Origin of the sequence: Blautia sp. An81, from assembly GCF_002161285.1 — a bacterium.
In the GTDB taxonomy this organism is placed as follows: Bacteria; Bacillota; Clostridia; order Lachnospirales; family Lachnospiraceae; genus Blautia; species Blautia ornithocaccae.
Map to the genome: position 1 here is coordinate 15,601 of NZ_NFHH01000019.1, position 22,831 is coordinate 38,431.

A 22,831-nucleotide genomic window follows, 5' to 3' on the forward strand; every position below is an offset into this window, starting at 1 on the left:
TCCTGGGCTAGAATTTCTCCCGGCATTTGTAGTATACTAACGCAGTAATATAAAAAATTAGGAAAGAAGGGGCGACGAATAAATGAAAATAGGATTCGACAACGAGAAGTATTTATCTATGCAGTCTGAGCATATTAAAGAGCGTATCAGCAAGTTTGACAATAAATTGTACCTGGAGTTCGGAGGGAAGCTTTTTGATGACTATCATGCTTCCAGAGTATTGCCTGGATTTGCCCCGGACAGTAAGCTCCGTATGTTAATGCAGCTTTCAGAGCATGCGGAAATTGTCATTGTCATCAGTGCCGGTGATATTGAGAAAAATAAAGTGAGAGGTGACCTGGGGATTACTTATGACATTGATGTCCTCCGTCTCATTGATGCCTTCCGGGAAAGAGGCCTTTTTGTAGGCAGTGTAGTGATCACCCAGTATTCTGGACAGAACAGTGCCAATGCTTTTAAGACAAAACTGGAAAGTATGGGCATCCGGGTTTATATCCACTACCCAATCGAGGGATACCCAAGCAATATTCCCCTTATCGTCAGCGACGAAGGATACGGCAGGAACGAATACATAGAAACTTCACGCCCTCTGGTAGTCGTCACTGCTCCTGGACCTGGAAGCGGAAAAATGGCAACCTGTCTCTCTCAGCTTTATCATGAGCATAAAAGGGGCATCCATGCAGGCTATGCCAAATTTGAGACCTTCCCTATCTGGAATATTCCGCTGAAACATCCAGTGAATCTGGCCTATGAAGCAGCTACTGCCGACCTTAACGACGTAAATATGATCGATCCTTTCCATCTGGAAGCCTATGGCGAAACTACAGTAAACTATAATAGAGATGTGGAAATCTTCCCTGTACTTAGCGCAATCTTCGAGCGTATATTCGGCAAGTGCCCCTACCAGTCTCCTACAGATATGGGCGTAAATATGGCTGGAAACTGTATTGTAGACGACGAGGTATGCCGGGAAGCTTCTAAGCAGGAAATCATCCGCCGGTATTATCAGGCTCTGGCAGGACGCGTGGAGGAGACAAGCACCGACGAAGAAGTATTCAAACTTGAGCTGCTGATGAAGCAGGCAGGAATCTCTCCTGAAAACAGAAAGGTCACTGTTGCTGCCAAAGAGCGGGCAGAACAGACAGGCGGACCTGCTGCTGCTATTGAGCTGGAAGATGGACAGATTATTACAGGAAAGACTTCTGATCTTCTGGGAGCCTCTGCTGCTCTTCTTCTGAACACATTGAAAGAGCTGGCCGGCATTCAGCATAAAATTCATGTAATCTCTCCGGTGGCTATCGAGCCTATCCAAAAACTGAAGACTGAGTACCTGGGCAGCAAAAACCCAAGGCTCCACACCGATGAAGTCCTCATTGCTCTCTCCAGCAGCGCTGCTACCAGTGATATCGCTAAGCTTGCTCTGGAACAGTTACCCAAGCTGAAAGGCTGTCAGGTCCACTCCTCGGTAATGCTTTCTTCTGTAGATAAGAAAATTTTCAAGAAATTAGGGGTTCAGCTTACTACCGAACCTGTTTACGAACACAAAAAACTTTATTAGTCAAAGACCCTCGCGGCAGTCGCCAAATGGACATGCGAGCATGCCCGCTTGGCTCGTTGCCCGCGGGAATAAAAAGGAGCTGCCGCAGGAAACGGCTGTCGCATTAGTCATATTTCAGGAATATTTATACATTTTATGCGAATTTGTCGATCATAGCTTTGAGACTATAGGCTCAAAGCGGCACAGACTGAGCAATAAAATGTATAAATATTCTCGATTTTGACTAATGCGACAGCCCCGTTTCTGCAGCAGCTCCTTTTTCTATTGCCATATTCCAGTTTTCTTTTAGTCCTCATATCCATTTGGATTCTTAGACTGCCAGTTCCAGGAATCTCTGCACATATCTTTGATATCATGCTCTGCCTTCCAGCCCAGCTCTTTCTCTGCTTTTTCTGCACTGGCATAGCAGGTAGCAATATCCCCTGCACGGCGGGGTTTGATCACATAAGGAATTTTCACTCCCGTAGCTTCTTCAAAATTCTTTACAATATCCAGCACACTGTATCCTTTTCCGGTTCCCAAGTTATAGATGGAAAGTCCGGAATTGTCTTCCAGTTTTTTCAGAGCCTTTACATGGCCTTTGGCAAGGTCTACTACATGGATATAATCTCTTACCCCGGTTCCGTCAGGAGTGTCGTAGTCATTTCCGAATACGCCAAGTTCTTTCAGCTTGCCAACAGCCACCTGGGTAATGTAAGGCATCAGATTGTTTGGAATACCGTTTGGATTCTCTCCCATCAGTCCGCTTGGATGAGCACCGATAGGATTAAAATATCTTAACAGAACTACATTCCATTCCGGGTCTGCTTTCTGGATATCTGAAAGAATCTGCTCCAGCATGGATTTTGTCCAGCCATATGGATTTGTACACTGCCCCTTTGGGCATTCCTCTGTAATGGGAACAAAAGCGGGATCACCATATACTGTAGCTGAGGAGGAGAAAATAATGTTCTTTACATTATGCTTTCTCATAACGTCTACCAATGTTAATGTTCCGGAAATATTATTCTCATAGTATTCCCAGGGCTTCTGTACAGATTCACCCACAGCTTTCAGGCCTGCAAAGTGAATACAGGAATCAATCTGCTCCTGGTCAAATATTTTATTTAACGCTTCTCTGTCAAGGATATCGGCTTTATAAAATTTCACCGGTTTTCCTGTGATCTGTTCCACTCTCTCCAGTGATTTTTCACTGGCATTGGAAAGATTGTCTAAAACAACTACCTCATAGCCTGCATTCTGCAGCTCCACTACTGTGTGGCTTCCGATAAAACCGGCTCCGCCTGTCACTAAAATTGCCATTTTCTGTTCCTCCTTTGAGAAATGCACTATATTTCTTGTTTTGAAACATTTTTTATGTTCCCTTATTTAACTCTACCACTAAATACCAAAAAATTCAAGTACTCTTTTGCATATCTTTCAGAATTCTTTTCCTCTGATTCAGAATCTGCCGCCCCTGGCAGCCAGCCTTTCCAGCCTCTCAATAGCATAAGGGAAAAATTCCTGATAGGCTCTGCAGAAATAATTCCTTCCTTCCTCTGTATAATCTCTTCGGCAGCCTCCTCTGCACAACGGATACCAATGACAGTCAGGACATTCCCTGCCCCTTTCTCTGCCTTCTCTGAGAAAATCTATTTCTGAAAAATCTTCCCGGCCAAAATGGAAATCCTCATCCTGGATATTTCCTGCTCTGTACTGGTCCAGCACATAAAAATCACAAGGGAATATATCTCCATTGGCCTCCACGATATTCTGCATAGAGCACCTGCCCATCTGGGCACAGGCTTCAGGGGGATTCCCCTGGAGCATAGCCAGCCAGTTATCAAATTCCCGGATAGAAACCGGATGTCCTTCCATAATATCTTTATACCATAAGTCAAACAATTCTTTCAGAGCAGAGCCATAATACTCCGGAGTCAGAGACCAGGGCCTCCTGCCTCGTTCTTCGCCAAGAGGATCCAGACATGGAATATACTGATGATAATAAAATCCATGTTTTTTCAAAAACTCATAGATTGAACGGATTTTTCTGGCGCTCTGTTTTGTGAGGACACAGAGAATATTCACATCTACCTGCTTCTTCTGGAGAAATTCCGCATTTTTTAGTACTCTCTTAAAAGTATCCTTTCCCTGAGTATCTTTTCTGCTGCGGTCATGGATTTCTCCAATACCGTCCAGAGAAATTCCCACCAAAAAGCGGTTCTTCTTCAGAAATTCCGCCCAGTCATCATCTATTAAAGTTCCATTGGTCTGTATACAAAAAGACAGTCTGGTTTCCGGCTTTTTATATTTCTCTGTAAATTCAATAAATTTCTGAAAAAAGGAAAGTCCTGCCAGCATTGGCTCTCCTCCCTGGAATCCAAAAGTACAGGAATCCTCTGCCTCCTCAAGAGCCTTCTTTACCAATATCTCCAGCGTATCCAGAGACATAAGGCCATAGGAAGGTATTTCTCTGTTTCTGCACTCATCCTCATAAAAACAATACGAACAGCGGAGATTGCAGTTTGAAGATGCCGGTTTTATCATCATCTGTAAATGTTTCATCGCTCATGCTCCTATAAAAGTCCTAATAATACTCCTGAAAAATTCACTCCAAAATGGCACAGTATCCCGGCTGCCAAAGTACCCTTTCTTTTCACCAGATATCCCAGTACCATTCCTGCCAGAAAAGCGTATCCTCCCTGGACCAGATTCCCATGGATCAGGCCGAAATAGAAAGCCTGGAGAAGATTGGCTGCCCAAAAGGGAAATGCCTCCTCCAGAATTCTCAGAGTCAACCCTCTGAAAAGCAGCTCCTCTGCAATGGGAGCCACTGCCGCCGTGTACAGCAGAGAAAGAAACGTAGGACTGTTCATACCAAGATTTTCCAGAACCTGAGAATAGGATTCCATCAATTCAGGAAAAGCGGTCAATACCATGATCAAAAGGAAATTGGAAATCAGCTGCAGAACCAGCCCTGCCAGCACCAGCAGCAGAACACCTCCGGGAGAGATTCCAAAAAATCCCCCCTGCCTTTTCTCTTCTCTGGCAGGCAGGCGCCAAAACCACAGTGTACCAGGGATCAGAACCAGCGCATCCATCAGTATATAGATACAATAGGTATCATTAATCTCAAGAAAACTGTAAAAGCCTCCGGTATCTGCCCCTAAAGCGGACAGTACACTTCCAAGCCAGTTCATTACGGGTGGAAATCCCAGAACCACCGCACATTGTACAAACAGCCACATTAGGACCGGCATAAGGCTAAGTCCCAGAATCTTTCCTTTTCCCGTCATAGATATTCCTTTTTATCCAGGTCGCGGAAATGGAAAGACTTCTTTCCTGATGCATACTCTCCCACGATCTGCCCCTGGCCGAAAAGCTTATATTTATAAGTTACCAGTCCTTCCAGTCCTACAGGACCTCTGGCATGGATTTTTCCGGTGCTGATTCCCACTTCTGCTCCGAATCCATACCGGAAACCGTCGGCAAATCTGGTAGAACAGTTTTGATATACCCCTGCGGAATCTACCAGCTGCATAAACTCCAGGGCATGTTCTCTGTTTTCTGTGATAATACAGTCCGTGTGATGAGAACCGTATGTATTAATATGGGCAACTGCTTCTTCCAGGTCTTCTACAATCTTTACAGAAAGGATCAAATCCAGATATTCCCGATGGAACTCCTCTTCTTCCATAACCTCGCAGGAAACGATTTTTCCCACCTCTCTGGTTCCCCGAAGCTTTACACCTGCCTCTGTAAGAGCCTTCTCTACAGCCGGGAGAAATTCTCCTGCTGCCTTCCGGTTTACAAGAAGCGTCTCTACAGCATTGCAGGCTGCAGTATACTGAGTCTTGGCATCTACAATAATTGGAATCGCCTTCTCCATATCATATGTTTCATCTACATAGATATGGCAGACACCATCTGCGTGCCCCATTACCGGAATCTTTGTATGGTTCATAATATACTGTACAAACTGATTGGAGCCTCTTGGGATCAACAAGTCCACACAGTCATCACAGGCTAAAAGTTCGTCAATCTCATTGTGCAGTTCAGCCTGGAGCATACAGCCCTGGGGAAGGCCGCAGCCTGTAACTGCCTCATGGATTACAGTAAAAAGTACTTTATTGGTCCTGGCAGTCTCTTTTCCCCCTTTGAGAACCGCACAGTTGCCGCTTTTAATACAGAGTGAAGAAATCTGTACCAGGGCATCAGGCCGGGCCTCAAAAATAATTCCGATCACGCCAATGGGACAGGTAACCCGATACAGTTCCAGTCCCTGGTCCAGTTCTCTTGCAAGCTGTACCTGAGAAAGGGGGTCTGGCAGTCTGATTAAATCCTGGATTCCTTTGATTACATCTTCCAGCTTATGCTCATCGAATTTCAGCCGCTTCATCACCGCCTGGCCTAATCCGGATTTTTCGGCGTTCTCCATATCTTCCCTGTTGGCCCGGAAAATTTCCTCTTTATTCTCCAGCAGAGCCTTTGCCGCAGCCTCCAGGGCTTTATTCCTCGTCTCCGGAGACAGAGCTGCCATAACAGGACTGTCTGCTTTCATTTTTTTCACTTCTGTTCTGATATCCATATTGTCTGCCCTCTTTTCTTTTTACCTTTTACCACTCGATTTCTGAAATCGGCGTTGGATTTTCATTTAATGTAATATCTGTAACCTTTCCGCTTTTAAATCGGATAATCCTGTCTGCCATAGGCGCCAGGGCTGAATTGTGGGTAATGATGATTACTGTCATATGCTCTTTTCTGCAAGTGTCCTGAAGGAGCTGGAGTATCTGCTTTCCTGTATTATAATCCAGGGCTCCTGTAGGCTCGTCACATAAAAGAAGCTTTGGATTTTTTGCTATAGCCCTGGCTATAGCTACTCTCTGCTGCTCCCCGCCAGAAAGCTGAGCGGGGAAATTCTTCATCCGGTCTCCCAGCCCTACTTTTTTCAGTACCTCTCCCGGATCCAGATAATCCTTACAGATTTGCACTGCCAGTTCTACATTCTCCAGGGCAGTCAGATTAGGCACCAGATTATAAAACTGGAATACAAAACCAACATCATTTCTTCTGTATTTCACCAATTCTTTTTCAGAAAATTTATTCAGGTGCTTTCCTGCTACGATTACTTCTCCTTCTGTAGCCTGGTCCATTCCGCCCAAAATGTTCAGAGCCGTAGTCTTACCAGCACCGGAGGCCCCCAGTATCACCGCCAGCTCCCCTTCCTCTACAGAAAAATTCGTATCATCCAGGGCTTTGATCACTGCCTCATTTTTCTTGCCATAAATTTTTTTCACATGCTGAAATTCAATATAAGCCATAGGCCTGCTCCTCTCCTATTTTTTCTCACTTACCTCCGGATTCCGAAAAAATATCTGAATTTTTGTTCCTTCTCCAAGACGGCTTTCCAGGCTGATGCCGGCATGATGCAGGGCCGCCCCATGCTTCACGATAGAAAGCCCCAGACCAGTTCCTCCCGTCTTTCTGGAATGACTTTTATCCACTCGGTAGAAGCGTTCAAAGATTCGGTCCTGTTCTTCTCTGGCAATGCCGATACCGTTGTCTTCTACTGTAAATTCAGCGCCATTTTCCCGGTCCTTAAGAGAAACCTTTACCCAGCCCCCTTCCCGGTTGTATTTCACAGCATTGTCCACCAGATTATAAAACATTTCATACAGCACATGACGGACCCCTCGTATTTTCACAGAGCTGCCTTCTGTCTGAATAGAAATATTCTTTTTACTTGCCGGAAGGGTCAGGTTCCTGCAGATATCCTGGAGCAGTTCATAAAGGTCCACGGTCTCCAAAGGCAGTTCACCGCTTTTTTCCTCCAGTTTTGATAATTCAATAATATCCTGAACAAGACTGGAAAGCCTGGCAGCTTCATCATAAATCCTGGCGGCAAATTCAGGAACATCTTCCTGGCGGACCATTCCATTTTTCATGATCTCTGCATAACCGGAAATAGACATCAGAGGCGTTTTCAGCTCATGGGATACATTTGCCGAAAATTCTCGCCTTACCTTTTCCGCCTGCTGCAGCTCCTCCACATGACTGGCGATCTGGCGGTTCTGCTGGTCCACCCGGTTCAACAGTGGGCGAAGCTCTTCATAGACCACATTTTTCAGGGGGTTCTCCAGGTCCAGCTGGTTAATGGGTTCAATAAGTTTTTTCGCCTGATGTTTCGTATAAAGAAATCCCAGAACCAGAATTAAAATCATAATGATTCCCAAAAGGGTAAAGCTGGAAACCATGGTCTGAAAAATACTGTCTGTGGTCTTTCCCACCCGGAGAATATCTCCATCATCCAGCCTAACTGCATAATAAAAGGTCTGACGGGAAAACATATCCGAAAACCGAAGGGACTGGCCCTCCCCCTCTTCCCTTGCGTTTTGAAATTCCTGAAGTTCTTGAAAATCTTTCTGGTCCTCCTCAGGATTCGAGTCATAGACTGCCTTCCCCTGGGAATCTATCACTGTGATCCGGCTGGTAGTCAGCTGGCCCAGATCTTTTTCAAGGTATTCCTCCCCTACGTTTTCCAGGGCATATCGGATATATTCTGCCTCCTTGATCACATCTGCCTCCATGTCTCCTCTGTATTTATGGTACATGACCAGGCTGGCCGCCAGATAAGTCAGAAGTACAGTCAGAACGACCAGCACCGTTACATGGGTCATGATCTTCTGTCTCATGTTTCTTCTCCTATACGGTATCCTACTCCACGTACAGTCTCGATCAGACTGCCGGAATCTCCCAGCTTCTGCCGCAGAGTACGGATATGAACATCTACGGTCCTGGTTTCTCCATAAATCTCATATCCCCAGATTTTTTCCAGGATTTTTTCTCTGCTGAGCACAGTTCCCTGATTTTCCAGCAGATACCGCAGTAATTCAAATTCTTTCAGAGTAAGGTCTACGCTTCTCCCATTTTCCCAGACTTTGCGGCTTTTCATATCTACCGTCAACTCTTTATAGTGGTACTCTCTGGGAATCTCCTGCTTTTTTGTTCTGCGCAGCACGGCCTTGACTCTGGCCAGAAACTCCATCATACCGAAAGGTTTGGTGATAAAATCATCTGCCCCCCCTTCCAGTCCCCGGACCTTGTCATACTCCGCCTCTTTGGCGGTGACCATGATCACAGGGATGTCCTGGGTATCCGGCCTTCCTTTCAGATATTCCAGAACTGCATATCCGTCTTCTCCCGGAAGCATAATATCCAGCAATATCAGATCCGGTATTTCCTCTTTTAAAGCCTTTTTCAGTTCTTTGCCATTGGCCACTCCTTTTGCCTCATAACCGCTGCTGCCCAGAGTATATACCAGAAGCTCCCTGATATTTCTTTCGTCTTCCACACAGTAAATCATTTCTTCACCTCAGCCACAGTTCTTCCCTGTTCAGCCAGGGAATCCGCTCTCTATTCTGTATTTACGCTAAAAGCTCCGGATAGCGTCTGCCTCATCATCTGTGGTATCTTCTATTTTTTTGATCTGAATATAATAACCTGCATTATCATTGATCTTCACATAGACCCTGTCTCCCTCATGATGTCCCAGGATAGCCTTTCCCAGAGGAGATTCTATACTGATCTTGTTATCCAGGGAATTTCCTCTGATGGAGGTCACCAGTTTATACCTTTCTGTCTCATCATCATCTTCAAAATAAACTTCCACAAAGTTGTTCATACCTGCCTCTCCTGTTTTGGAGGTGTCAGAAACAATCGTGGCGGTTTTCAGCATTCTCTCCAGATAACGGATCCTGCTTTCGTTTTTATTCTTATCCCGCTTGGCTGCATAATACTCAAAGTTCTCACTAAGATCACCCTGGGCTCTGGCTTCTTTTACAGCCTCGATGGCCTCTTTCCTTACCACCAGTTTCCGGTAGTCAATCTCCTCCTGGATCTTTTTCACATCGCTTTGGGTTAATCGCTCTCCCATAACAAACTTCCTTTCTGTCAATACTTCATTTGTCAGAGCAGATATTATCATCTGTTCTTACAGTATAATCCATTCTAAGAGGATTTGTCTATCTTGATTTATCCCCGCACTATGCAAAGCCTACTGTGATGTATATCACAGACAGCAGATTTATTCTATGCTATACTGAAACCAGGAATCTATTTCCATAAGGAGGAAGTCATGGAAACTATATCTGCCAGCCAGCTAAAGGCCTTGAAATTTTTTCACCGTCTGCCCCTGGAGCTTGTCCAGACTCTTTTAAATGCCGGACATATCCAGAATATACCGAAAAAAAACCTGCTTTTTTCCAACGGTGAAAATATCCAAAATGTGCTCCTTCTCCTGTCGGGGGAAGTATCTGTCTACAACATCACCAAACACGGACAGCGGAAAATCCTGTTTTTTCTGGGGAAAGGCCATCTTCTGAACCATGATATAAACAGTTCCCGTTCCCTGTCTCTTTCCTGTGAATCTATCACGCCGGTCCTGGTACTGAAAATTCCCAAAAAGAGCTTTCTGGGCTTTATGAAGGAAAGCTTTCCTCTCACCCAGGCGGTACTGGATGAATATGAGCGGTATCTCTGGCGTCTGGCCCATCAGCTGAAAAATACCTCAGGCAGTATGGTCACGGAGCGGAAGATTGCGGCAAAGCTGTGGAAATTAGGGAGAGACTTCGGAGAACGGCGGGAAGAAGGGGTGTATATCCGCCTGCCTTTTACCATGACTTTAATGGCGGACTTTGTAGGCGTGCCCAGGGAAAATGTTTCCAGAGCCTGCAAAAGCCTGACGGCCAGGGGGCTGCTTATCTGCCGTGACCGCCATTTCATCCTTCCAAACCCTGACGGTCTGGCCGAATTTTATAAAATGTAAAGGAGTGTGTTTATGGGAAATCTCTGGAATAAGGAAGCCCTGTCCCGGCTTCTGGAAAATCTGAAAAAAGACTATGATGTATTTGCTCCCAGGCTTTATGCCGGCGCCGGATGTTATTCTGACACAGATATCGTCCGCTACGGTATCATAGAGTCCTTTGATGAAATTGTCTGGGATGAAAAATCCGATTACAGCTTTAAGGAGGCGCTGCTGCCTATTTCTGATACCATCATGTATTTTACAGAAAACAGCGTAAAAATCCCCGAGGAGAAAAGGAAGCGGCTGATCTTTTTAAGAGCCTGCGATCTGAATGCTTTAAAACGTCTGGATGAGATCTATCTTCACAACGGACCGGAAGATTTCTACTACAAAAATATCCGGGAAAACGCCAGATTTATCTTAATGGGCTGCAGCCAGTCCTTTAAATCCTGCTTCTGTGTCTCCATGGGAACCAATCAGGCGGAAAACTATGACGGCTACGCCCACCCTACTGAAGAAGGTCTTTACCTGGAGCTGAAAGATGAAGCTCTTTCTACCTATGCAGAAGATATCTCCGTTCCCCGGGACAGCCAGGAAATCCAGTATGTAAAAGAAAATGAAGAAACTGTTCCGATCCCGGAAACTCTCCCGGAAAATATTGCTTCTCATGAAGTATGGAAAGAATACAGCGGCAGATGTATCGGCTGCGGACGGTGCAACTTTGTCTGTCCTACCTGCACCTGCTTTACCATGCAGGATATCTTCTACCGGGATAATGAAAATGCAGGAGAACGGCGGAGAGTCTGGGCTTCCTGCCAGGTAGACGGATACAGCGACATTGCCGGGGGCATCAGCTTCCGCAAAGATCAGGGAGAGCGTATGCGGTTCAAGGTGCTCCATAAGATCCAGAATTACAAAAACCGCTTCGGCTACCCTATGTGCGTAGGCTGCGGCAGATGTGAGAATGTGTGTCCAGAATATATTTCTTACATAGAATGTTTAAATAAATTATCAGCGATAGGAGGGAACAGCCATGAATAACGCCTATATGCCTTTTCTGTCCCAGATTCAGAAAGTCATCCGCCATACTGATATCGAATACACCTTCCGCATGCACTATGTGGGAGAGGTAAAACCTGGTCAGTTCTTTGAAGTCTCTGTTCCCAAATACGGAGAGGCTCCCATCTCTGTCAGCGGCATTGGAGAGGATTATGTAGATCTGACCATCCGGAAAGTAGGCAAAGTGACCAATGAAATCTTTGAAAACCAGGAAGGAAAAAGTCTCTTTATGAGAGGGCCTTACGGCAACGGCTTCCTTCCGGAAAATTACCGGGGAAAGGAACTTGCAGTGGTAGCCGGAGGAACAGGGGTATCTCCTGTAAAGGGGATCATCGACTATTTCGGAAGTCACCCGGAAGAAGTAACATCCCTTACCGTCATTGCAGGATTCAAATCTCCCAAAGATGTGCTCTTTAAAGAAGACATCGAGCGGTGGAAAAGCCAGAAAATGGATCTCACCATTACCGTAGACGCAGCCGAAGAGCCTGGCTGGAACGTGGGACTGGTGACAAAATATATCCCGGATATTACTTTTGAGAATAAGGAAAATGCAGCTGTCATCGTAGTAGGGCCTCCCGTAATGATGAAATTCGCTGTGGCAGAATTTAAGAAGCTGGATATTGCAGACCACCAGATCTGGATCTCCCAGGAGAGAAAGATGTGCTGCGGTCTGGGCAAATGCGGCCATTGCCGGATGGGAGACACCTATATCTGTCTGGACGGCCCGGTATTTAATTATACTGAAGGCAAAAAACTGCTGGATTAAGGAGGTTGGAATGATGCATGTTGATGTAAATACAAAGAAGTTAAAAAAGAACGCTTTTCGTGTGACCAAACACAGAGATATCGTAGCCTCCAGAGTCCGTGTTCCCGGAGGGGCATGTAACGCAGAGGTGCTGGCCCAGGTAGCAGCGATTGCCAGAGAATACGGCAACGGCCAGGTGCATATCACTACCCGCCAGGGCTTTGAGATCGAAGGGATCTCTATCCGGGACATGGCAAAGGTCAATGAAAAACTTCAGCCCATTATTGAAAACCTGGAGATCAATCAGGAGACTCCCGGCACCGGCTACGCCTCTTCCGGCACCAGAAACGTCAGCGCCTGTGTGGGCAACCGGGTCTGTCCTTTCGGAAACTACAACACGGCGGCCTTTGCAAAACGGATCGAGAAAGCTATTTTCCCTAATGATCTGCATTTTAAGATTGCCCTTACCGGCTGTGCCAACGACTGTATCAAAGCCAGAATGCACGATTTCGGCATTATCGGCATGACGGAACCTCAGTACGATCCCAACCGGTGCGTAAGCTGCAGCGCCTGTATCAAAGGCTGCGACCAGCTTTCTGTAGACGCTCTCCACATGGAAAATTATAAGATCGTCCGGAACACAGAAAAATGTGTAGGCTGCGGGGTCTGCGTCACCAAATGCCCTACCAGAGCCTGGACAAGGAGCCGGAAAAAATATTATCGTCTCACCATTATGGGACGTACCGGAAAGAAAAACCCAAGACTGGGAGAAGATTTTCTTCTCTGGGCTGACGAGGATACCATTGTAAAAGTAATCCTGAATACTTATAAATTCGCAAAAGAATACATTGACCCAAAAGCTCCCGGTGGGAAGGAACATGTAGGCTATATTATTGACCGGGTTGGCTTTAAAGAATTTAAAAAATGGGCCCTGGATGGAGTGGAACTGCCTCCTGAGACCATTGTGAAGGATAACGTTTATTGGAGCGGAATTTATTTCAGGTAAAATGCTACGTCAAAAGGACTGTCTCTCAATCCGTCGGAGCAAGAAACTATTGTTTCCTGTTTCGGATCTTGAGACAGTCCTTTTACATTGGTCTTTATTTCATTTTTTTCGGAATGATCCTGTCGGATTTATGGCAGTTCAGGAAAATCCCCAGAAACCAGTAGTGATACCAGTGTATGGCGCCCATGCCGCTGTACCATACCGACAGCAAAGGAAAAAATGCATATTCATATGGTCCCAGTCCGGCAAGACAGCCCAGAGAATATAATGTCTGTACCAAAAAACCTCCTAAAATCCCCAGGCACAGTATCCGGCACAGATCATTGGTCAGTTTCCGGATATCCAGGATCATCCATAGAAAGAAGCCCAAAATTACTGCTGCACATACACAAAGACTTACTGGAAAATATTCACCGGTCAGAACCTTCAGGATCCCGGGCAGATCGGGCATGGCCAGATAACTGTGTATATTATCCTTCCATAGCTGCCTGTATCTGTATTGATGAACAGATACCAAAATCCCCGTGAGAGACAAAATGCCGGAAAGAATCCACATCCTTCCCAAAAGTTTCTTCCTTTTTTCCCCATACCAGTTCTTTTTTATCCCTGTTGTCAGGAGAGCCATGTGGGCAGGTACTAACAGTGTCATACAGATACCGCCGCCGATCAGAAAGCCCAGAATAAGATCTCCGGCGAAGATAGCCATAAGCCTAGCAAATCCCGTCTTTTTCTCCCGATAGCCAAAAATCATTCCTCCATATATAGCCGGAAGCATAGTAATGAGCATACTTGCCATTCTTTGCAGAACTTCCGGGCTGGTAAGGCCAGCTCTCTCTGTTCCGCTGATTCCTGTTCCTCCGAAAACAACCCCTAAAACAGCAATCGACAGCCACATGACAAACCAGGTAGAGGCCTTATGAAATTTCTGGGAAAAAAAGCTTCTCGCAGCAAACATCAGCATCCACAGAAAATTTATCAGGCCAAACATCAGCATCGCCACAACAGAAATAACCAGGGATTGTCTTTCTACCCTCAAATAATAGAATATCTGAAGGATTGCTTCTGCAGCTAATATCAGTGCCACTGCCAGCATCAGCTTTTTATCCAGCTGCGGCTGGTGGACCATATCCAGCTGCACGCCGGTCTCCACCGGGTCTCCCATATCTTCTACTGCTTTTTCCACAGCATCTTTCCGGCTCATGCCCGATTCCTGATAAAAATCCGCCTGGTCTTCAATATGCTGCCGCAGTTCTGTGCGGATTTCTTCCCGCACAGCCTCCTGGCGTATCTGTTTCTCCACCTGATCTAAATACTCATATACTTCCATAGGCAGGCCCTCCCAGAACACGGCCTACTGTGCCGGTATAAGTCTCCCACTCCTTTTTCTTTTCTTCCAGATGTTTTCTTCCTGCTCTGGTGATCCTGTAATACTTCCTGATCTTTCCCCCGGCCTCCCTCTCATAGGATTCCAGATATTTCTTCCCCTCCAACCCGTGAAGAAGGGGATAAAGAGTTCCCGCCTTCAGCTCAAAGATGTTCTCCGAACGCTCTTTTAATGTCTCGATCATCTCATAGCCGTACATGTCCTTCTCTGACAATAGTTGAAGCAGGAGAAGGGTAGTGCTTCCCGAGAGAAGGCTTTTATCAATTTTCCCGGCTTTCATAAACACTGCCTCCTTTCAAAAATCCATTTTATATTTATATAGATGTTCTATATATCTGTCATCTATATATTACTCTCAGTACGCCTTCTTGTCAATAATTCCTCTGGAATAACAGAAAATCCCCCAAAAGTCCTTTCTCCTAAAACTTTTATACAGCAATCTATGAAAATGTAAGGAATTCGTAAAATCTTATCATATCTTGTTGCATTTAAATTTTGCAGTGCTATAATAGGTCTGATATTTTAATCTTTTTTTATATTTTCATAATATTTTACAAATAATTTATCACTAATTTGGAGGTAACCATGAATATTATCATTGTTGGCTGCGGTAAGGTAGGATGGACGCTTGCAGAACAGCTATGCAACGAAGAACACCAGGTAGTTGTCATCGATACTAACTCAGAAAAAATACAGCAGCTTTCAGAAGATCTCGATTTATTAGGTATCACAGGAAATGGCTCCAGTATCCGGGTATTGTCCGAAGCCGGACTAAAAGAGGCAGATATCCTGATCGCGGTAACCGGTTCTGATGAGCTGAATCTTCTCTGCTGTCTGATTGCCAAGAAAGTCAGCGATTGTCATACCATTGCCCGTGTGCGGAATCCTATCTACAATAAAGAAGTACATTTCCTGAAAGAGCGTTTAGGAATTTCCATGATCATTAACCCTGAACTGGCAGCCGCGATGGAGATTTCCCGGCTTCTTCGGTTTCCCTCTGCCATCAAACTGGACACCTTTTCCAAAGGCCGTGTGGAACTGCTGAAGTTTAAAGTTCTTCCGGAATTCCGTCTCCAGGGAATGTCTGTTATGGAGGTCATAGAAAAATTCCGTACCGATATCCTGATATGCGGAGTGGAACGTGGGGAAAATGTTTATATTCCTTCCGGTTCCTTTACTTTGCAGGACAATGATCTGGTATCCATCATTGCCTCTCCCAAAAATTCCGCCCTGTTCTTCAAAAAAATCGGGGTACATACCCATCAGGTAAGAAATGCCCTTATTGTAGGCGGCGGCACTCTGGGATATTATCTGGCCTCTCTGCTGATTGAAATGCGGATTAAAGTAAGAATTATTGAATCCAGAAGAGAGCGGTGTGAGGAATTAAGCGATCTTCTCCCGGAAGCCACCATCATCTGCGGTGATGGAACTGATAAAAAACTTCTTTTTGAAGAAGAACTGGCAGAGGCAGAGTCTTTTGTAACTCTTACAAATCTTGACGAAGAGAATATCTTCCTTTCTCTTTTTGCCAAAAAGGTTTCTAAGGCCAAGCTGGTTACTAAGGTAAATCGTCTGATGTTCGATGATGTGGTAGATGAACTGGATCTTGGCAGCGTGATCTATCCCAAGTATATCACTGCTGACTATATCCTTCAGTATGTCAGAGCCATGAGCAATTCTGTAGGAAGTAATGTAGAAACCCTGTACCAGATCCTGGACAGCCAGGCAGAAGCTCTGGAGTTCTATGTAAGAGAATCTTCTATAGTAACAGATATTCCTCTGGCTCAGCTGAATCTGAAAAATAATCTTCTGGTGGCCTGCATTAACCGGGGCGGAAAAGTCCATATTCCCAGAGGTCAGGACACCATACAGGTAGGAGACGCAGTAATCGTAGTAACTACTGTTAAAGGCTTGAAAGACTTAAAAGATATACTGAAAAGATAAGACCGGAGGCAGACATGAATTATGCAATTGTAAGATATATAATCGGCTATGTACTATTCTTCGAGGCAGCTTTTATGGTGCCTCCCTGCATTACAGCTATTATCTACCAGGAATTCTGCGGCTGGTCCTTTGTGATCACCGGCCTGCTCTGTGTACTTTTCGGCTGTGTGCTGGTACATAAAAAGCCAAAAAACAAAATATTTTATACCAAGGAAGGATTTGTCTCAGTAGCTCTGAGCTGGATCATACTAAGTATTATGGGGTCTCTCCCCTTTCTCATCAGCGGCTCTATCACCAATCCCATAGATGCCCTTTTTGAGACGGTGTCCGGCTTTACCACCACAGGTGCCAGTATCATCACGGATGTAGAGGTTCTTCCTAAATGTATTCTTTTCTGGCGAAGCTTTACCCATTGGATCGGAGGTATGGGAGTTCTGGTCTTCCTGCTGTCTATCCTTCATATTACCGGCAGCGGTTCTCATATGAACCTGATGAAGGCAGAAAGCCCGGGTCCCTCTGTAAGCAAACTGACCCCTACCGTCCGTTCCACGGCAAAAACCTTATACCTGATCTACCTGGGAATAACTATCATAGAAATCATCTTCCTGCTGATCGGGGGCATGCCGCTTTTTGATACCCTGACCATTACCTTCGGTTCTGCAGGAACCGGTGGCTTCGGGATCAAAAACGACAGTATGGCAAGCTATTCGGTATACCTTCAGGTAGTGGTAACTATTTCCATGATCCTCTTTGGTGTCAATTTTAATGCCTATTATCTGATCCTTCACAAAAAATTTAAAGAGGCTTTTGCTATCGAAGAGATTCGTTGGTACTTCGGCATTATCCTGGCTTCTACTGTTGTGATCGCAGTTATGGTAACAGATATGTACTCCGGCTTCGGGGAAGCTTTCCAGCAGGCTGCATTCCAGGTAGGTTCCATAATCACTACCACCGGATACGCTACTACAGATTTTAATCTATGGCCGGAAATCCCCAGGACGATCCTGCTGCTCCTGATGCTGGTAGGCGCCTGTGCAGGAAGTACCGGAGGCGGTATTAAAGTATCCCGGCTGGTGATCCTGGTAAAGACTATCGGCAAAGAGCTGCAGACTCTGATACACCCAAGAAGTGTCAAAAAGCTGAAAATGGACGGGCATTCCATAGACCATGAAGTCATCCGTTCCACAAATGTATTTTTGATTGCCTATGTGCTGATTTTCGCATTTTCTGTGCTTCTCATTGCCGTAGACGATTTTGACCTGATCACCAACTTTTCAGCTGTAGCCGCTACATTCAACAATATCGGCCCTGGCCTTGAAATGGTCGGTCCTACCCAGAACTTTTCTGTATATTCAAACTTTTCCACATTGGTGCTGACCTTCGATATGCTTGCAGGAAGACTGGAGATCTTTCCCATCCTGCTGCTCTTCGTAAGAGGTACCTGGAGAAGATACTAAAATATCAGGCGCTGCGCTTTTGTACGTCTCTGTCTTTACAGATAAAAGCCCACGGAACTGTCCTTTTCAACATTGTGAAACAGAACAGCCCGGGGGCTTTTTTATTTAACTCTATTCTGCTGTTTTTCTTTTATTTGACCAGTATTTCAAAAAACTCAGGTTATAGACAAGAAACAATCCGCTCCAGAATACAATGTGAGATGCAGAAACAGGTGATTCTTTTCAGTCTTTCTACATCTTCTTCTGTATAGCTCCGGTAGCTGCTGCTTTCCTCTCTTTTTGGCTTCAGCAGTCCCTTCTTTTCATAAAACCGGATATTGCCGGGGGATATCCCCGCTTTCTTTGCCGCTTCTCCTATCTTCATAGTCTGTAACCTCCTGCCTCTGATCCTGGATTTCTCTGCAGCCTCGTTTTCCCTGCAGTACAGGACATATGCTTTCTTTTACCTTTGCTATACACCTTCTATCAGGTGGAAGGTCAAGACTTTTTTTCTAAATCCTCGAAATTTTTTCTTCCCAGTCGGACATCTTCCATAAAATCTGTCATATGTTCCGGCAGGCTTTCAAATAGATAGCTGCCGCTTTTCTTTGTCTTTTCCAGATAATGATTTCGGATCTCCTGGTTCATCATCTGGATCTCTTCTCTCAGATTTCTGGCAGAAAGTCTGGCTGCTCCCTGCCCCATGATGATCACCTGTTCCAAAGCGTCAGAGGTAGCCACAGTTACATGGTACTTTCTTCCGATCTCATGAACTGTCTTTTCAATATACTGGTCGGCGGTTTCCGCCTCTTTTGTATAGACTACATAGATATTATGGTATTTCTGGACTTCTCCCTGTCCTCCTTCCACCTTATAGGCGTCAAACACCAGGATCAGGGTACATTTTTTGTAGCCCTGATAATTACAGAGCATGTCCATCAGTTTATTTCTGGCCCCTTCAATATTCACCTTGGCCAGTTCCTGAAGATCTTCCCAGGCAAAAATAATATTGTATCCGTCTACCAGAAGATATTCTTTCTCCGGCTCCTGTTTCTTATACCTTCTGGTCTTTTCCGGAGCTTTCTTGACTGCAAAGTCCTCTTCCTGGTTATACCTTGGTCTCTTTATAGGGCCGTAAGTACGGACAAAAATCTCCTCCAGTTCCTGCTGGGTCAGGCGGATCTCTTCAAAACTGGGAGCCGGTGCCGACTGGATCTCCATTTCCGGCTCCTCTTCCTTCCCAAATCCTGTATCGATATGGGCATACTCCTCCACCTGATCCCAGGGCACATTAAAGCCGGCTCCGTGGGAACAGAAAACAGATCCTGTAGGATTTTCCAGATCTCCTTCCGGATCATAAGCCGCCGCTTCTATGATCTCCTGACTGTTGTGACAAGGTTCATAGCCTTTCAATACAAAGGACAGATGCCCCCTTCCTCTGGTATAGGCTGTGACTTCTCTCTGATAGTCCCGCATCTCAGACACCGGAGCGGTTCCCGTAAGAAAAGCATATGCTCCCTGAATATCCGGAGTGGAAAAAGTTCCGCTCATCCGCTGGATATCGGCCATAGCCCGGCCAACCGTATCCTGAGGCACCTCCAGGGAATATTCATAAACCGGCTCCAGAAGGATACTTTCTGCCTTTCTCAGTCCCTGGCGTACCGCCCGGTAGGTAGCCTGACGGAAATCTCCCCCTTCCGTATGTTTCAGGTGGGCCCTTCCGGCGATCAGCGTGATCTTCATGTCTGTAATTTCCGAACCGGTAAGGACTCCCAGATGGTGTTTCTCCTCCAGATGGGTAAGGATCAGTCTCTGCCAGTTTCGGTCCAGAACATCCTCGCTGCAGTCTGCGGCAAAAACCAGTCCTGCCCCTCTCTCTAAAGGCTCCAGCAAAAGATGGACCTCCGCATAGTGACGGAGAGGTTCAAAGTGTCCGATCCCCTCTACCGGCTCTTTGATGGTTTCCTTGTATACAATATTTCCGGAGCCAAATTCCACTTCTATGCCAAAGCGCTCCAGGATCATCTGTTTCAGGATCTCAATCTGCACTTCTCCCATAACCTGGGCATGGATCTCTCCCAGTTGTTCGTTCCAGAGGATCTGAAGTTCGGGAATCTCCTCCTCCAGCTGCCGTAGTTTTATCAGCATTCCATGAACATCTGTGCCCTGGGGAAGCCGGATTTCATAGGTCAGCACGGGAGTCAGCACCGGAGGAGCAGAAGCCGTCTCTTCCCCAAGGCCTTCTCCTGACCAGGTTTTAGTAAGACCTGTAACTGCGCAGACACAGCCGGCCCCGGCCTCTTCTACTGTCTGAAAACTCTGGCCGTCATAAATCCGGATCTGGTCCGCCTTTTCCTCCCATCCCTCTCCCGAAAGCAGCTGTTTTACTTTCAGGCTTCCTCCGGTGATCTTCATGTGAGTCAGCCGAGTCCCCTTGTCGTCTCTGGAAATCTTGTAAACCTTGGCGCCGAATGATTCAGAATAAGAAGGACATTCCAAAAGATTCTCCAGCCCTTCCAGAAATTCCGTAATTCCCTGGGATTTCAGAGCTGAACCGAAAAAGCAGGGAAAGAGCTCCCTGTTTTTTACCATATCCCCAAGTTTCTTCTGAGAGATATTTCCTGTTTCCAGATATTCTTCCAGCGCAGGCTCCCCGCACATAGCAGCCTCTTCCAGAAATTCTTCCCGGTCTCTGTCCTGGGAAAAGTCTATGCAGTGTTCGTGGAGACGTTTCTTTAACTGGTCCAGTATCTTCTCTTTTTCTGTTCCCTCCTGATCCATTTTATTCACAAAGAGTACTGTAGGGATCTGATACTGTTTTAAAAGTCTCCAGAGAGTCTCTACATGCCCCTGTACCCCGTCAGGACCACTGATGATCAGAATCCCGTAATCCAGCACCTGGAGGGTACGCTCCATTTCCGCAGAAAAGTCCACGTGCCCCGGAGTATCCAGCAGGGTGATCTCCTTGTCTTTCAGTTTAAAAACTGCCTGCTTTGAGAAAATCGTGATACCTCTGGCCCGCTCCATCTCATTGGTATCCAGGAAAGCGTCCTGATGATCCACTCTTCCCATCTTCCGGATACTTCCTGTATGAAACAAAAGGCTTTCCGCCAAAGTGGTCTTTCCTGCATCCACATGGGCCAGAAGGCCGATACTGATATGCTTTGAAGGAATTAAAGCCTGGTTTTTCTGTCTATTTTCAGACGTATTTTCCATGAAAATACCCCTTTCTGTTCTATGATCGTGTAAATATAATCATAGCACAGAAAGGGGGATCTGTCGATAAAGGGTTCTTTGTATGCAACTACTTCAACCTATATCTGCGCCCTTTATTTTTTCCTTCTGCTTCTATTTTTTTAAGCCGTATCAGTTCTCTCACTAATTCGCGGGTTCTTGTTTCTTTAATCCCGAGGAATTCTGCTATTTCCGCTATTCTATATTCTCTGTCCGGCTCCATCCATTCTATAATTTTTTCTAACTGTTGCCTGGTTTTACTTGTAAGTCCCTTTTTATCAGCGTTTTTTATCAACGCTTTTTTATCAGCGTTTTTTATCAGCGCTTTTTTATCTGTATTTTTTACAAATGATAATTTCAAAATAGTTCTGTCTGGACCATACTCTTCTATAACCTCCGGTCGCCTCCATCCCTGCTGTTCCCACACACTGTAAATATCCGGTACGCCGCTGCCGGCTCTCTCGCCAATACCGATCAGATTAAACATTTTCATCAATGCTTTATTTCTGGGATCTGATATGCCGCCTTTGAGCATCTGTGCTTTTCCAGTCCGAATGCTTCCCGGATTCTCCATTACAATGGAATCTGCATCTTTCCGAATCACAATCCCTCTCGGGAAATAAAAGTCTGTATTTACGATACAATTTGCCAAAGCTTCTCTCAATGCCTTGTGTACAGGTGTATCATCTATACGTGTTATTCCCTCCAGCTTAAAAGGAATCTTCAGATCTTTCACAAGTTTCCCGTAAACCCGAAAGAAAAAATCAAAGATATTCCCTGTCCAGTCACCGGAACTGGACTGCAGCCTATCCGTCCAGCGGATTGTCGGATCGAGGACTTCCCGATAATCCAGAAAATATTCAGGAAATTCATATAAAATCTTATACTCTTCTCCAAACATAAGAAGTCCGGCAGCCGTAGGATGTAAAGTATGGTCTCTGGCAGACAGCCTTGCAGCGCCTATCCTCTCCAAATATTCTTCATCACTCAGTCTTTCCCATACATGTTCTGTTCTATAAGCCATATGCCGGTTGCGATAGGCACGCACAGTTTCTGAATTAAGCACTTCAAGAGACATATCCTGCAGAATCTTCATATCTGCTGTTTCTTCCGGTTGATCCCGGAGCATTGCAAGCACCTCGCTGCGGTCACAGTGATAATCCCCCTCCCAGTTTCTGCGGAAAGTACCGTTAAACATGTCTCCATTTATATATACCGGCTTCTGTTCACGCTTTGCCTTAGGGACATGGATAGCCATTATAACATGGTTGTTTTCTTCATATATCTCCAAATCATTATCCGTCAGCAGATTTACTGAAACTTTATTTTTATTATTAATTGTGTCCCAGAAGTCTTTTCTCAGTTTTGTTGCATTGTCCAGCCCAGTCATATACCAGCTGCCGTCTTTGTTTTCCTTTACACCAAGAATAATGATTCCGCCATAGCAGTTAGCAAAAGCAGAATATGTCTCCCATAACGAGTTTGGAAGGCCGCCCCTCGCCTTTTTTACTTCCCGCCGATTATCCTCTCGGTAGGAATCAAATTGGGCCATATCAAAATTCATAGATTTCATCCCTCCCCATATATTTATTTAAGCACCTCTCTGTCAGTTTTCTGTCAAACCGGGTATAAGCTTCCGATCTTCTTTTATTGAATTTGTTTATGATAACAATAATAGCATAA

20 protein-coding genes are annotated in these 22,831 nt (G+C 45.4%); 7 read left to right on the forward strand and 13 right to left on the reverse strand.

What is annotated here, in order from left to right; genetic code table 11:
• The first annotated feature begins 82 nt into the window (after positions 1–82).
• Complete coding sequence (locus B5G33_RS14795; protein ID WP_087272850.1) at positions 83–1,558, forward strand: DUF1846 domain-containing protein; 1,476 nt, start codon at positions 83–85, stop codon at positions 1,556–1,558.
• 285 nt (positions 1,559–1,843) lie between these two features.
• Here B5G33_RS14795 and galE read toward each other — a convergent pair whose 3' ends face one another.
• From galE to B5G33_RS14835, 8 genes are all read right to left on the reverse strand, one after another.
• Complete coding sequence (gene galE / locus B5G33_RS14800) at positions 1,844–2,860, reverse strand: UDP-glucose 4-epimerase GalE (protein WP_087418192.1); 1,017 nt, start codon at positions 2,858–2,860, stop codon at positions 1,844–1,846.
• Between the two features lie 138 nt (positions 2,861–2,998).
• Positions 2,999–4,102, reverse strand: a complete 1,104-nt coding sequence (locus B5G33_RS14805) for an anaerobic sulfatase maturase (protein WP_087418193.1) — start codon at positions 4,100–4,102, stop codon at positions 2,999–3,001.
• 11 nt (positions 4,103–4,113) lie between these two features.
• Positions 4,114–4,833 carry a CPBP family intramembrane glutamic endopeptidase gene (locus B5G33_RS14810; protein WP_087418194.1) on the reverse strand — a complete coding sequence of 240 codons (720 nt, stop codon included), beginning with the start codon at positions 4,831–4,833 and terminating at the stop codon, positions 4,114–4,116.
• A complete protein-coding gene (locus tag B5G33_RS14815; protein WP_087418195.1) occupies positions 4,830–6,125 on the reverse strand; it encodes a glutamate-5-semialdehyde dehydrogenase in 1,296 nt (431 codons plus the stop codon). Before B5G33_RS14815 ends, B5G33_RS14810 begins: the two co-directional genes overlap by 4 nt.
• Before the next feature lie 28 nt (positions 6,126–6,153).
• Complete coding sequence (locus B5G33_RS14820; protein WP_087272864.1) at positions 6,154–6,858, reverse strand: ABC transporter ATP-binding protein; 705 nt, start codon at positions 6,856–6,858, stop codon at positions 6,154–6,156.
• 15 nt (positions 6,859–6,873) lie between these two features.
• Positions 6,874–8,229, reverse strand: a complete 1,356-nt coding sequence (locus tag B5G33_RS14825; RefSeq protein WP_087418196.1) for a sensor histidine kinase — start codon at positions 8,227–8,229, stop codon at positions 6,874–6,876.
• The gene (locus B5G33_RS14830) at positions 8,226–8,900 is read right to left on the reverse strand and encodes a response regulator transcription factor (RefSeq protein WP_087272871.1); all 675 of its coding nucleotides are present in this window, start codon (positions 8,898–8,900) and stop codon (positions 8,226–8,228) included. Before B5G33_RS14830 ends, B5G33_RS14825 begins: the two co-directional genes overlap by 4 nt.
• Positions 8,901–8,966: 66 nt before the next feature.
• Positions 8,967–9,470, reverse strand: a complete 504-nt coding sequence (locus tag B5G33_RS14835) for a GreA/GreB family elongation factor (RefSeq protein ID WP_087272876.1) — start codon at positions 9,468–9,470, stop codon at positions 8,967–8,969.
• A 201-nt stretch (positions 9,471–9,671) separates the two neighbouring features.
• On the opposite strand from B5G33_RS14835, the gene B5G33_RS14840 reads away from it, so the two are divergent.
• Genes B5G33_RS14840 through asrC form a run of 4 tightly spaced genes read left to right on the forward strand, consistent with a single transcriptional unit; the run spans position 9,672 to position 13,150 of the window.
• Positions 9,672–10,361 (forward strand): Crp/Fnr family transcriptional regulator, encoded by a 690-nt coding sequence (locus B5G33_RS14840; RefSeq protein ID WP_087272879.1) that lies wholly within the window; start codon positions 9,672–9,674, stop codon positions 10,359–10,361.
• Positions 10,362–10,373: 12 nt separating this feature from the next.
• On the forward strand, positions 10,374–11,381 hold the full coding sequence (asrA, locus tag B5G33_RS14845) for an anaerobic sulfite reductase subunit AsrA (protein ID WP_087272882.1): 1,008 nt from the start codon (positions 10,374–10,376) through the stop codon (positions 11,379–11,381).
• Positions 11,374–12,165 carry an anaerobic sulfite reductase subunit AsrB gene (gene asrB, locus B5G33_RS14850; protein WP_087272884.1) on the forward strand — a complete coding sequence of 264 codons (792 nt, stop codon included), beginning with the start codon at positions 11,374–11,376 and terminating at the stop codon, positions 12,163–12,165. The genes asrA and asrB overlap by 8 nt, the downstream gene beginning before the upstream one ends.
• A 13-nt stretch (positions 12,166–12,178) precedes the next feature.
• The gene (asrC, locus tag B5G33_RS14855) at positions 12,179–13,150 is read left to right on the forward strand and encodes a sulfite reductase subunit C (RefSeq protein WP_087418197.1); all 972 of its coding nucleotides are present in this window, start codon (positions 12,179–12,181) and stop codon (positions 13,148–13,150) included.
• A 94-nt stretch (positions 13,151–13,244) separates the two neighbouring features.
• Here asrC and B5G33_RS14860 read toward each other — a convergent pair whose 3' ends face one another.
• Both B5G33_RS14860 and B5G33_RS14865 read right to left on the reverse strand, forming a co-directional pair.
• Positions 13,245–14,477, reverse strand: a complete 1,233-nt coding sequence (locus tag B5G33_RS14860) for a permease prefix domain 1-containing protein (protein WP_087418198.1) — start codon at positions 14,475–14,477, stop codon at positions 13,245–13,247.
• On the reverse strand, positions 14,464–14,814 hold the full coding sequence (locus B5G33_RS14865; RefSeq protein WP_087272893.1) for a PadR family transcriptional regulator: 351 nt from the start codon (positions 14,812–14,814) through the stop codon (positions 14,464–14,466). The genes B5G33_RS14860 and B5G33_RS14865 overlap by 14 nt, the downstream gene beginning before the upstream one ends.
• A 305-nt stretch (positions 14,815–15,119) precedes the next feature.
• Between B5G33_RS14865 and trkA the strand changes: the two genes are divergently transcribed.
• Together trkA and B5G33_RS14875 are read left to right on the forward strand one after the other, a co-directional pair.
• The gene (trkA, locus tag B5G33_RS14870; RefSeq protein ID WP_087272896.1) at positions 15,120–16,478 is read left to right on the forward strand and encodes a Trk system potassium transporter TrkA; all 1,359 of its coding nucleotides are present in this window, start codon (positions 15,120–15,122) and stop codon (positions 16,476–16,478) included.
• Positions 16,479–16,492: 14 nt separating this feature from the next.
• Positions 16,493–17,935 carry a TrkH family potassium uptake protein gene (locus B5G33_RS14875; protein WP_087418199.1) on the forward strand — a complete coding sequence of 481 codons (1,443 nt, stop codon included), beginning with the start codon at positions 16,493–16,495 and terminating at the stop codon, positions 17,933–17,935.
• 160 nt (positions 17,936–18,095) lie between these two features.
• Here the strand turns inward: B5G33_RS14875 and B5G33_RS14880 are convergent, their stop codons facing one another.
• From B5G33_RS14880 to B5G33_RS14890, 3 genes are all read right to left on the reverse strand, one after another.
• A complete protein-coding gene (locus tag B5G33_RS14880; protein WP_087418200.1) occupies positions 18,096–18,299 on the reverse strand; it encodes a MerR family transcriptional regulator in 204 nt (67 codons plus the stop codon).
• Positions 18,300–18,412: 113 nt separating this feature from the next.
• Positions 18,413–21,130, reverse strand: coding sequence for a translation factor GTPase family protein (locus tag B5G33_RS14885; RefSeq protein WP_087418201.1), 2,718 nt, complete (start codon positions 21,128–21,130; stop codon positions 18,413–18,415).
• 88 nt (positions 21,131–21,218) lie between these two features.
• Positions 21,219–22,712, reverse strand: a complete 1,494-nt coding sequence (locus B5G33_RS14890; protein WP_087272910.1) for an ATP-binding protein — start codon at positions 22,710–22,712, stop codon at positions 21,219–21,221.
• Positions 22,713–22,831: the final 119 nt, after the last annotated feature.